The sequence below is a fragment of the Lentilactobacillus diolivorans DSM 14421 genome, from assembly GCF_001434255.1.
Classification (GTDB): Bacteria; Bacillota; Bacilli; order Lactobacillales; family Lactobacillaceae; genus Lentilactobacillus; species Lentilactobacillus diolivorans.
Genome location: NZ_AZEY01000020.1, coordinates 57,342 through 69,439 on the forward strand (window position 1 = coordinate 57,342; position 12,098 = coordinate 69,439).

At 40.4% G+C, this 12,098-nt stretch carries 10 protein-coding genes; all 10 read right to left on the reverse strand.

Annotation, left to right across the window (positions count from 1 at the left end; translation table 11 throughout):
• Positions 1 to 6 precede the first annotated feature (6 nt).
• The 10 genes from FC85_RS01645 to FC85_RS01690 all read right to left on the reverse strand — a co-directional run bounded on the left by FC85_RS01645 (position 7) and on the right by FC85_RS01690 (position 12,090).
• Positions 7 to 954, reverse strand: coding sequence for a DHH family phosphoesterase (locus FC85_RS01645; RefSeq protein ID WP_057863830.1), 948 nt, complete (start codon positions 952 to 954; stop codon positions 7 to 9).
• An 89-nt stretch (positions 955 to 1,043) separates the two neighbouring features.
• Entirely contained in the window at positions 1,044 to 2,132 is a 1,089-nt protein-coding gene (gene dinB / locus FC85_RS01650; RefSeq protein WP_057863831.1) for a DNA polymerase IV, read from the reverse strand.
• A gap of 111 nt (positions 2,133 to 2,243) precedes the next feature.
• A complete protein-coding gene (yajC, locus tag FC85_RS01655; RefSeq protein ID WP_057863993.1) occupies positions 2,244 to 2,645 on the reverse strand; it encodes a preprotein translocase subunit YajC in 402 nt (133 codons plus the stop codon).
• A gap of 89 nt (positions 2,646 to 2,734) precedes the next feature.
• Complete coding sequence (gene tgt / locus FC85_RS01660; RefSeq protein WP_057863832.1) at positions 2,735 to 3,877, reverse strand: tRNA guanosine(34) transglycosylase Tgt; 1,143 nt, start codon at positions 3,875 to 3,877, stop codon at positions 2,735 to 2,737.
• Between the two features lie 10 nt (positions 3,878 to 3,887).
• On the reverse strand, positions 3,888 to 4,928 hold the full coding sequence (gene queA, locus FC85_RS01665) for a tRNA preQ1(34) S-adenosylmethionine ribosyltransferase-isomerase QueA (protein ID WP_057863833.1): 1,041 nt from the start codon (positions 4,926 to 4,928) through the stop codon (positions 3,888 to 3,890).
• A 4-nt stretch (positions 4,929 to 4,932) separates the two neighbouring features.
• Entirely contained in the window at positions 4,933 to 5,961 is a 1,029-nt protein-coding gene (ruvB, locus tag FC85_RS01670) for a Holliday junction branch migration DNA helicase RuvB (protein ID WP_057863834.1), read from the reverse strand.
• A 13-nt stretch (positions 5,962 to 5,974) separates the two neighbouring features.
• On the reverse strand, positions 5,975 to 6,574 hold the full coding sequence (gene ruvA, locus FC85_RS01675) for a Holliday junction branch migration protein RuvA (RefSeq protein WP_057863835.1): 600 nt from the start codon (positions 6,572 to 6,574) through the stop codon (positions 5,975 to 5,977).
• 74 nt (positions 6,575 to 6,648) lie between these two features.
• Entirely contained in the window at positions 6,649 to 8,592 is a 1,944-nt protein-coding gene (gene mutL, locus FC85_RS01680) for a DNA mismatch repair endonuclease MutL (protein ID WP_057863836.1), read from the reverse strand.
• A gap of 1 nt (position 8,593) precedes the next feature.
• Positions 8,594 to 11,209 (reverse strand): DNA mismatch repair protein MutS, encoded by a 2,616-nt coding sequence (mutS, locus tag FC85_RS01685; protein ID WP_186825052.1) that lies wholly within the window; start codon positions 11,207 to 11,209, stop codon positions 8,594 to 8,596.
• 83 nt (positions 11,210 to 11,292) lie between these two features.
• Positions 11,293 to 12,090 carry a TIGR00282 family metallophosphoesterase gene (locus FC85_RS01690; RefSeq protein ID WP_057863837.1) on the reverse strand — a complete coding sequence of 266 codons (798 nt, stop codon included), beginning with the start codon at positions 12,088 to 12,090 and terminating at the stop codon, positions 11,293 to 11,295.
• Positions 12,091 to 12,098 lie beyond the last annotated feature (8 nt).

The window sequence follows — 12,098 nt, forward strand, 5'->3', positions numbered from 1 at the left end:
AATCTCCTACTTGTTGTTTGTGACAAGGTCATTTAGATCCTTTACAAAATCTTTGATTTGGTCTTCATTTTCAACAACGGCACCGCTGGCAAGTGGGTGACCACCGCCGCCGTATTTCTTAGCCAACTCATTAATTGCGGGCCCCTTTGAACGAAGCCGAATCCGAAATGTGCCATCCTTTTGCTGAACAAAAATTGCCCAACTCATAACCTCTTTAATTTTTCCAGGCAATGGCACAACTGCTGATGTGCTATCGTCTCCTAACTTAAAGGGCTCCAGGACATCGTTTGAAAGCACCAAATATGCCGCGCCGCTATCCAACATCGTCAGGTTTTCATAAACATATGCCGAAAGTCGAGCTAATGGGATATCGATTTCATCTTCGATTTTATTAACCTCGCTTGCCGAAAAATCATAAGTTGTTAATTTGGAAGCAACAGCTAACGTGTGCGGCGACGTTGACGGATACATAAACCGGCCGGTATCACCAACAATTCCAGCATATAAAAGCCGGGCTCCTTCAGCCGGTAACGTCAGCTCTTTTTGATTGGCATCAAAGAAATCATAAATTAATTCTGACGTGCTCGAAGCTTCTGGGACAACCCACATTAAATCTCCAAATGCATCATCGTTTGGATGGTGGTCAATTTTGATAAGCATCTTGCCCTTCGAATAACGATCATCATCAACTCGGGGCTGATTAGCGGTATCTACTACGATAACTAATGCTTCTTTGTACTGGTCATCTGAAATTTCATCTGTTTTTCCCAACCAGTCAAAACCGTGATACTGTTTGCCGGCACACAAAACAGTTTTGCTTGGAAATGATGCTTGAATAATTTGAGCTAATCCCATCTGTGAACCGATAGCATCCGGATCCGGTCGCTTATGCCGATGGATGATAATGGTTTGATATTTTTTAATTGCATTTAAAATTTGATCTTGAATTGACATTTTTAATTACTCCATTACTTTTTTGTTGAACACTTAAGTATACATTAGATTAAATATAATATAAACCATCATGGTTACTCTCATTTAAACTAATGAAACAAATCGAGAATAATATTTTCATAAGTTAAATCAGCCAAATTGGTGATTGTAATCCCAAGCAATCTAACTCCTACAGATATATCAGGCATCTGAGCTAATAAGTCACTGGCCATTGCAAAATAATCTGCCGCATTATTGGTTAAAAAATTATCTGAGGTTACCCGTTTGGTAAACGTTGAAAAGTCTTTATAGCGAATCTTTAGAACAAGTGTTTTACCATGCTTCTTTTTCTCGTCCATTGTTTGCGCAACCATCTCGGCAATTCGTTGTAGTTGGCTGTCAATTGCCGTTTGATTATCGATTGCCGGTCCAAATGTCCGTTCCTTTCCAATCGACTTTCGTTCCCGCAGGTATTCTACTGGGCGTGGATCAATTCCTCTGGCACGCTCGTATAAGACATAGCCAAATTTACCAAAGTGTTTAATAAGATCCATCTGCGACCACTGTAACAAGTCGGCACCGTTAGAAATCTGAAGAGCCTGCATTTTTGGTGCAGTCTTTTTACCAACACCACGGAAACGTTCAATTGGCAATTTTTTTAAAAATTCGATAGCATCTCGCTGATCAATAATTGTTAATCCAACCGGCTTTGCATAGTCGGATGCCTCTTTAGCTAAAAACTTGTTATAAGACACACCGACCGAACAAGTTAAATGTGTTTGATCCCAAATTTCTGATTGAATCATCCTAGCCACTTGAATTGAATCAAAAATTTTTAGCTTATTATGAGTAATATCCAAATACGCTTCATCCAGTGCGACTGACTCAATCACGTCCGTATACTCGCGAAAAATATCGTGAATTTGTTTCGATACTGCGCGATAAAGATCAAACCCCGAGAAGCGAAAAACTGCCTGTGGGCATAATTCCAGAGCTTTTTGCGAACTCATTGCTGAATGAACACCAAACCGACGAGCGTGATAGTTTGCAGTCGCCACAACTCCTCGGCCACCAGTTCGACGCGGATCCTTAGCGACAATCAGCGGTTTAGTTTTTAACGACGGATCCTTACGTTCTTCAATCGAAGCATAAAAAGCATCCATATCAACATGAATAATTTTTCTTTTAATTGCATCCATGGTTATCAACTCTCACATTCCGTTTACAAACGTACGTTCTTGTTGGCGGTAAAAAAATGGTTGGGACAAAACAAATTGTTCTGTTTCCAACCAGATCGTTGTTGCACTCAATTATTTTGCTTCAGGTTTACTGTCATCATCAGTATCAGGCTTTGAATCAGCAGCATCACTTTTAGCAGCATCACTGGACTGACTGTCAGCTGTATTCTGATGAGTTGCAGTATCACTAGCATCAGTTTGATCATTTGCGTTAGCAGTCGCCGTAGCGGTAATGGCCGGTTGTTTAACTTGCGCAATGGCACTCAAATCAAATACCAGATAAATCCCATCACAATCAAGGGTAACCGTCTTTTCTGCTTCGTTAATTTCATCGACCACACCATGTAACCGGCCAATTGTCACGACCTGATCACCTGGCTTAATCTTAGATAATTGATCACGACGCTTTTGCTGTTGTTTTCTCTGAGGACGAATCATCAGAAAATACATTAAAGCAAACAAAACAACGATCATTAAAATCGAGGTATACGAACCATTCAATATTTTTCACCCACTCTTTCTAATATACATACTGTACCAAATAACTGACTAATCGTCCATAGTTAAAAGTTTTTAGCATTGGGTTGATTGTAACCATATTGTTCAAATACTTCCGCTCTAAGGTCTAATAAATTATCATCCAAAATGGCTTGCTGAACCCGTTTCATCAGATGAATTAAATAATACAGGTTATGGTAACTGCACAGTCTTAGACCAAATGTTTCATTTGATTTAACCAGATGTCTGATATAAGCTCTGGAATAATTTCGGCAGGCATAACAATTACAGTGATCATCAAGCGGTCGAAAATCACGCGCATATGCTGCGTTTTTAACAACCAATCGACCGTGAGAAGTCATCACTGTCCCATTTCTGGCAATTCGAGTTGGTAGGACGCAGTCGAACATATCAACGCCACGAATCACACCATCAATTAATGAATCCGTTACACCAACACCCATTAAGTATCTTGGTTTGTTTTCCGGAAGTAATGGTGTCGTTGCTTCCAGAATTCGATTCATTTCTGACTTCGATTCGCCTACTGATAACCCACCAATTGAATAACCGGGAAAGTCAAGACTGACTAAATCGTTCGCCGACTGTTTACGAAGATCTTCAAATCCAGCACCTTGAACAATTCCAAATAATCCCTGCCAATCTGGATTTTGATGGGCTTTGAGTCCACGTTCCGCCCACCGACTGGTTCGCTCAACTGATTTTTTAACATAATCATAGGATTCAAAGAATGGTGGGCATTCATCCAGACTCATCATAATATCAGGACCAAGTGCATTCTCAATTTGAATTGCCTTTTCTGGAGATAGAAACATTTTAGCTCCGTTAATTTCGTTTTTAAAGGTGACGCCCTTTTCAGTAATATCCCTATTTTTAGCTAGCGAAAACACTTGAAAACCACCAGAATCAGTTAGAATTCCCTTGTTCCAATTCATAAACTTGTGTAATCCACCTGCTTGCTGGACAATATCTTCTCCAGGACGTAGCCAAAGATGATAGGTATTCGCCAAAACAATCGTGGCACCCATTTTGTCCAATTCTTCGGGGGCCAATGTCTTAACGGTTGCTTGAGTTCCAACGGGCATAAAAATTGGTGTTCTAAAAGTTCCGTGAGGTGTCGTAATCTCCCCCAACCGGGCACCCGTGTGTTTTTCTTTTTTGATCAAGCGATATGTGATCGCTGGTTGCATAAAAATCCTCCTAGTGGATGTACATAGCATCCCCAAAACTAAAGAACCGATACTTCTCTTCAATGGCATGTTGATAAGCGTTCAAGATATTTTCTCGACCTGTAAACGAAGCAACCAACATCACCAAAGTTGACTTCGGTAAATGGAAATTGGTAATAAATGAGTCAACAATTTTCCAGTCATAACCGGGCTTGATAAAAATATCCGTCCATCCCGAATCAGCGTGAATAGCACCATCAAACTTTGTCCCAACGGTTTCCAGTGTTCGAATTGAGGTCGTCCCGGTCGCAACAATCTTGCCACCACTATCCCGGACCTGATTCAATGTTTGAGCAGCATCCTGGGAAAGTCGATAAAATTCACTATGCATTTTATGATCTTCAATATTCTCTTCATCAACTGGGCGAAAAGTTCCTAAACCAACATGCAAAGTTAAATAAACAAGATGAACACCTTTATCGGCCACTTTTTGAAGTAACTCTTTGGTCCAGTGCAGACCGGCAGTGGGCGCAGCGGCTGAACCCATCTCTTTAGCATAAACCGTTTGATAACGATCTGGATCATCCAATTTTTCCTTAATGTAAGGTGGCAGTGGTGTTTCTCCTAAACGTTCAAGAATTTCAATAAAAATTCCCTTATATTTAAACTCAATTTCTCGGCCACCATGGTCTAATTCTTTGGTAACAACCGCTTTTAACTGACCTTCACCAAAGTCAATAACCGTTCCCACCTTGGCCCGTTTGGCAGGCTTCATCAATGTCTCCCAGCGATCGCCTTCGATATTGTGTAGGAGAAGGACTTCTAAATTTGCGCCAGTATCCGCTTTGACGCCATAGATTCGAGCAGGCATGACCTTTGAATCGTTCATAACCAATGCATCTCCGGGATTTAAGTAATCAATAATGTTGTAAAATCGACGATCCTGCATATCACCAGATTTTCGGTCAAGAACTAATAAGCGTGATTCATCACGATCTTTAATCGGTGTCTGGGCAATCAATTCATGTGGCAGGTCATAATCAAAGTCCTCAAGTGTATAGTTAGTTTTCAAAATTCTAATTCCTTTCGTCCGGCTTAGGGACTGGATAGTTTAAATGCTTATAGCCCTTGTGAGTCACCATCCGACCCCTAGCTGTTCGCTTAATTAATCCAATCTGTAATAAATACGGTTCATACATTTCAGCAATTGTATCCGTTTCTTCTCCAATATTAGCAGCCAACGTGTTTAATCCTACAGGACCACCATCGTAATAACGAATCATCGTTTGAAGTAGCTTAGTGTCAGTATCGTCCAGCCCAAGGTCATCTACCTTTAACTTTTGAAGGGCATACCTGACAATATTCAGATCAATATTTTCTTTTTTAGCAACTTGTGCAAAATCACGAATTCGTTTTAATAGGCGATTGGCAACTCGTGGTGTTCCTCGGGAGCGTAATGCAATCTCATGGGCACCGGATTTTAATATTGGAATTTGGAAGATGTCAGCCGTTCGTTTTACAATGCTTTCCAGATCGGCAACGTGATAATAATTCATATGTTCGACAATCCCAAACCGATCCCGTAATGGTGCAGATAGCATCCCCGCCTGGGTTGTTGCCCCAATTAAAGTAAATGGCGGTAACGGAAAGTGAATTGGGTGAGCTCCTGAACCCTGACCAACAACAATATCCACATAAAAATCTTCCATTGCCGAATACAGCATTTCTTCGACAACTTTTGGCAACCGATGAATTTCATCAATAAACAAAACATCTCCAGGCTGAAGCTCATTTAATAATGACAACAAATCACCCGGTTTATCAATTGCCGGTCCACTGGTTGTTCGAATGTGAACGCCCATTTCATTCGCAATCACCATTGCTAATGTCGTTTTTCCAAGTCCAGGTGGGCCATATAGCAAAACATGGTCCAATGATTCTTCTCGCTGCTTAGCGGCCTTGATATAAACATTCAATTCATTTTTAACATCATCCTGACCAATATATTCATTAAGCATCTGAGGCCGAAGTGTTTTTTCAATATTCGATTCCTGTGAATCCTCGGTTTCTGGAGAAATCAGTCGATCGTCTTTTGAATTGGTCAATTTTCTTACCTCCTCAATGCATTAATAGCTTTAGGCCTAAGCTCAAATATTGATCGGTTGATAAACCATCCTTTTGAGATAGCTCAGCTTTAATCCCATCAATCTGTTTAGTACTATATCCTAATGCAGCAAGTGCTGAAAGTGCATCAGATAGTTCTTGAGAATTTGAATTTTGATTGGTATGACTTATTGAATCCACCGTATTGGGTAAGATACCTTCAAATTTTCCTTGCAAGTCCAGGATAATTTGTTGCGCCGTTTTTTTACCGACTCCTGGAAATTTAGTCAGAAATTTAACATCCTTATTGTTAACTGCTGCTACCAAGCCATCTCGGTCGTTGCCGGCCAAAATAGCCAAGGCGCTTTTCGGCCCAATTCCGGAAACAGCAATTAATTTTTCAAAAATTTGTTTATCTTCCTGATCATAAAAGCCATAAAGTAAAATTGCCGTATCACTAACTGATTGATAAATATAAACCCGAACCTTTTTTTCAGGATCAACCGTAAACCGATACGGATCGGCCGTATAGACTAGATAACCAACACCACCGACCAGTAACACAATGTGTGTGGGAGTGACATCGACTACATTTCCTTCTAAGAATTCAAACATTGGCTACTCCTCTTAACTAAACATATGTTTGCCAATAAATTGTATCATAACTCGCAATCCGTTCGAAACCAATTTTAAAATATTTCTTCATCGGTGCGATGAGAATCCTGAATTCGCTTAAACATTTTTTCAATATCCTCATTACTAAACTTAACTAATGTTGGTCGACCATGCGGACAATTGTATGGATTTTCGCAACTCGGTAATCGTTGAAGAAGGGCCTGTGCTTGCCGTTGATCTAAATGGTGATTAGCTTTGATAGCCCTTTTACAACTCATCATGATGGCCGTCTTTTCTCGAAAAGCTGCAACCGAAATTTTATGATCCGACAAAATCCAATCGATCATTTCCCGAATTGTATCTTCTTCCTGTCCTGCTTTGAACCACATTGGGTGCTCGCGAACAATAAAGCTGTTTTGACCAAACGGCTCAAGATGAATTCCCAACTTTTTCAACAGATCAAAATGGTCACTAATTAGAAGAAAATCAGCGGTTGAATAATCTAACACAATTGGGACTAATAATTTTTGCTGATCTTCGGATACTTCACCAATTGCTTTACGATAATGTTCATAATTAATCCGTTCCTGTGCCGCATGTTGATCAACCAAATACATGTTTTCGGCCGTCTGAGCAACTAAATAAGTGCCATGAATTTGGCCAATGTATTCTAATTGGGGGAATCCGGATTCCGCGACCAATTCAGACTGTTTTGGCTGAGATTTTGTGATTGAAGCAGCATCACTAAAGCTTGAGTGGCTGCTGTTATCAAAGATTGGTACTGACGTTGGCTCAGCTTCAAGTAAGGAATCAAATTTTGCCACTTGATCACTTTTTAAGTCTTCCTTTGTCCGGACAACAATTGGATCAACTTCAGGCTGATCAGCAACTGAGACGGGCTGAGGTTTGGCAGTAAATAGTGGTGCTTGATCTGCCGGTCGACTTTGGTCGGCTATTGGGACGTTAAATTGTCTTGGAGTGGCATCAAACGGTTTCTTGAAGTCACGAGTAGCATCGGGAATTAGGTTCTTATCCGATAGCATTTGCTGAATCGCCGTTGAAATTAAACTGCCAATTTTAGGCTCATCACTTATCCGCACTTCTTGTTTCGTTGGGTGAACGTTAACATCAATCAAAGCAGGATCAGCATTGATGGTAATAACTGCAATCGGAAAACGACCAATCATCAACTTTGAACCGTAGCCGTTGATTACGGCTTTAGTTAACGGAAAGTTACGAATGAACCGGCCGTTCAAAATAAGTGAAATGTAATTTCGACTGGACCGGGTTAGTTCAGGCAAACTGACATAACCACCAATTTTAATATCAAGGTCATCTCCCTTGATTGGCTGCATTTTAGCAATCGTTTTAACTCCGTAAATTGAGCCAAGGACTTGGAGAAGATCACCCCTTCCAGAGGTCCGCAAAAGTTCACGGCCATTACTAATCAATGAAAAGGCCACTTCAGGATGACTCAAAGCCAATCGATTCACGATATCGGATATTTTAGATAATTCGGTATTTGGTGAACTTAAATACTTTAATCTTGCCGGTGTGTTATAAAATAATGAACTAACGGCAACCGTGGTCCCTTTACGAGATTCGGATGCCTGTTGGGAAACCAGTTTGCCCCCTTTGTAAGTGACTTCAGTGCCTACTGAACCGGTTGAAGTCTTCATGGTAACGTCTGCCACAGAACTAATACTTGGCAAAGCTTCACCACGAAAGCCCAATGTTCGAACTCGAAACAGATCCCGTTGTTCAGAAATTTTGCTGGTCGCATGGCGTAAAAACGCCGTCTGCACCTGAGACTTGTCAATTCCGTTACCATCATCAACCACTTTAATCAACTTAAGGCCGGAATTTTCAATAGTCACATCAATTTCTGTACTATCGGCATCGATTGCATTCTCTACCAACTCTTTGACAACTGAGGCGGGACGTTCGACCACTTCACCAGCCGCGATTTGATTGGCTAAAATTGTTGGTAATTCACGAATCTTTTTCAAATCAACCACCTTATTCTTTGTTCATCTTTTGCTGCCACTTATAAACTTGATTCATAATTTGCATTGGGGTTTTAGACATTAAATCCAAATTTTTTAACTGAGAAACAACATCGGCCTGTGTATCATCAATCTGTTCCAGTGGAAAAAGTGAAATTTGCTCTTCTGATTCCCTTTGCGGTGTCTCGGCCTTGGCTGCCATTGTCTTGGCGGTTTGCTGATAATTCTTACGCTCCTGCTTCTCATCAGCCTGCTCCTCTAATCGACTGAGAATTGCGTTTGCCCGGTGTAGCAAAGGGTTGGGTAAACCCGCTAATTTAGCAACATGAATACCGTACGATTTATCTGCTGGTCCCGGCTGAATCTTGTGAAGAAAAACAAGTTCCCCGTTTGATTCAGTAGCACCAACATGGACATTTCGCAACTGTTTTAATGACTCATCCAAAACGGTTAATTCATGATAATGAGTTGAAAACAGTGTTTTAGCACCAATATTATTGTGAACATACTCAATAATTGCTTGGGCCAATGCCATCCCGTCATATGTTGCAGTTCCGCGACCAATTTCATCAAACAGAATCAAGCTATTTGGAGTTGCATTTTCAATGGCGTCGTTAGCCTCTTTCATTTCAACCATGAATGTGCTTTGCCCAGAAATCAAATCATCGGCCGCACCAATTCTAGTAAATATTTTATCAAAAACGGGTAATTCCGCTTTTTTTGCTGGAACAAAACAACCCATTTGATTCATAATAACGGTTAATGCCATTTGACGCATGTATGTGCTCTTTCCTGACATGTTGGGTCCGGTAATTAACAACACACTGGTATCTTCCCCTAAACTAACATCATTGGGAACATATTGCTGATGGCCCAAAACTTTTTCCACAACTGGATGACGGCCATCCTTGACTGTAACCTCATGTTTGGTTGTCAAACTTGGACGAATGAACCGATACTCCTCACTCACCGCGGCAAAGCTTTGCAAAACATCAATCGACGCGATTGCATCGGCTAAATCCTGAATTCGTTTGATGGACTTCTTTATCTCATCTCTGACGGCAACAAATAGTTTGTATTCAAGTGTTTTACTTTGTTCCTGGGCCTCTAAAATTAAAGCTTCTTTTTCTTTTAATTCAGGTGTTGAGAATCGCTCAGAATTAGCCAATGTTTGCTTTCTTTGGTAACGGTTGGCCGGAATCTTGCTTAAATTAACTTTGGTAACTTCGATGTAATAGCCAAAAACGTGATTGAAACCAACTTTTAGGTTATTAATTCCCGTTACCTGGCGTTCCTTAGCTTCAAGTTGTGCCAGCCATTTTTGACCATTATTAGTTGCATCCCGGTATTTATCCAGTTGATCATTATAACCATCTTTAATAACACCGCCATCGGTTACCGAGATTGGCGGTTCCTCAACAATTGCCGAATCAATTTTATCGACAATATCATCAAGTGGCACAACGTTTTTTAATATGTCATCAAAACTATGATCAGCGATTTGATCCAAAATATATTTAATTTTAGGGACTTGTTGTAATGAAGTTTTCAGTTGAATCAAGTCGCGCCCATTAACACTGCCAAAAGCAACCCGACCAGCTAACCGCTCTAGATCATAAACCTTAATCAGCTCATCTTGAAGCTGATTTCGCTCAAAATAATGATCTAATAAAATAGCGACAGCATCATGACGCTCATTTATCTTTCTTCGATTGACAAGCGGTCGTTCAATCCACTGCTTTAATTTCCGCCCCCCCATAGCTGTTTTTGTTTGGTCCAATAACCACAATAACGTCCCCGCCTTTTTACCAGTGCGAATATTTTTTGTGAGTTCCAAATTATACTGCGAATTATGGTCTAATTCCAAATAGTCAGACGGTTCATAGACAACAGCTCGCTTTAAATGTTGGAGACTTCGCTTTTGGGTTGTCTGGATATAATCCAGTAACAACTTCACTATCTGCTTTAAGGCTGAATTAGAAACATCCTGTGAGAGGTAACTGGTTGATGCTTGAACAGGCAATTCAGGTTGATGAGAAATCAAAATTCCCAGTTTTTTGATGGTCTCTTCAATTTGTTGAGGTAGATCCTTATCAACCACCGTTTCCTTTGTCTGCAATGAGACTAATTCATTAATTAGCTCAGCCTGACTCGTCAGCTTGGCTACCTTTAGTTCACCAGTTGACAAATCTGCATACGCAAATGCAAATCCTTGAGATTTAGGGTCATACTGAGCCGCCGTTAAATAATTATTTGTTTTCGCATTTTCAGTACCAATATCAATTTGGGTCCCTGGTGTCACTAACTGAATTACCGCACGTTTAACCATTCCCTTAGCTAATCGAGGATCTTCCATTTGTTCGCAGATTGCAACTTTGTACCCTTGGTCAACCAAGATATCAATGTAATTTTGAACCGCTTTATGAGGAACGCCACACATTGGAACAGGGTTGTCTGCATTCCGGCTGCGATTAGTAAGCGTCAATTCAAGCAACTGTGACCCTTTAATCGCATCATCATTAAACATTTCATAAAAATCACCAAGTCTGTAAAATAAGAATGCATCAGGGTACTGATCTTTGATTTTCTGATACTGTACCATCATTGGTGTTAATTCTTTTTTTGACAAAAATAGGTCCCCTTATTTAAAAAATATATGTGCAAATTATTCAGACAAACTTTCTTGCATAAATCTCGATCTATAAAATAAACTTAACTCATTCGGTCATCGGTATACATCACTGGTTCAATATGAGTTGCATGACCCGATTTATCATCAATATCAACAAAGCATCCAGAAATAATGCCCCGGCCATCCTCAAGCACTTCAAATCTTGCAGGACGCTGATTCAAAAATCTGCCAATCACGTTTTCTGGACGCATTCCTAGCATCCCATCAGCCGGACCAGTCATCCCCGCATCCGTTAAAAAGGCCGTCTTTCCTGGTAAAATTCTCGCATCATTGGTTTGAACGTGAGTATGTGTCCCAACCACTGCAGAAATTCGGCCATCAAGATACTTCGCCATTGCTAATTTTTCACTTGTCGCTTCTGCATGAAAATCCATAAAAATACATTTTGTTTGTTGACTGAGTTTGTCAACCAGTTCATCTGCCAAGGCAAATGGATCATCCAAATTATCCATAAAAACCCGGCCTTGGAAATTCAAAACAGCCAATTGCTGACCGTTAACGTTAATCATGGTATATCCCTTACCTGGTGTTGTTCGCCGTGGAAAATTATATGGTCGGATTAATCGTTTGGCATCATCAATAAAATCCAAGATTTCATTATTACTCCACGCATGATTCCCTAAGGTGACCACATCGACACCGTCGCTCATTAATTCCTTATAAATGCTCAGACTGATTCCTCGTCCCATCGCCGTTGCATTTTCACCATTGACAACTGTCACTTGTGGTCTGACGCTTTGCTTAATCTTCGGCAAATAATTCTTGATCATTGAGACACCCTTGTTACCCACAACGTCACCAATAAAAAGCACTCGCATTAAAATTC

Excerpts from the sequence above, each read along its gene's own strand:
- yajC (WP_057863993.1), bottom strand. The coding sequence starts at position 2,645 with ATGATCGTTGTTTTGTTTGCTTTAATGTATTTTCTGATGATTCGTCCT.
- tgt (WP_057863832.1), bottom strand. The coding sequence starts at position 3,877 with ATGCAACCAGCGATCACATATCGCTTGATCAAAAAAGAAAAACACACG.
- FC85_RS01690 (WP_057863837.1), bottom strand. The coding sequence starts at position 12,090 with ATGCGAGTGCTTTTTATTGGTGACGTTGTGGGTAACAAGGGTGTCTCA.
- ruvA (WP_057863835.1), bottom strand. The coding sequence starts at position 6,574 with ATGTTTGAATTCTTAGAAGGAAATGTAGTCGATGTCACTCCCACACAC.
- dinB (WP_057863831.1), bottom strand. The coding sequence starts at position 2,132 with ATGGATGCAATTAAAAGAAAAATTATTCATGTTGATATGGATGCTTTT.
- FC85_RS01645 (WP_057863830.1), bottom strand. The coding sequence starts at position 954 with ATGTCAATTCAAGATCAAATTTTAAATGCAATTAAAAAATATCAAACC.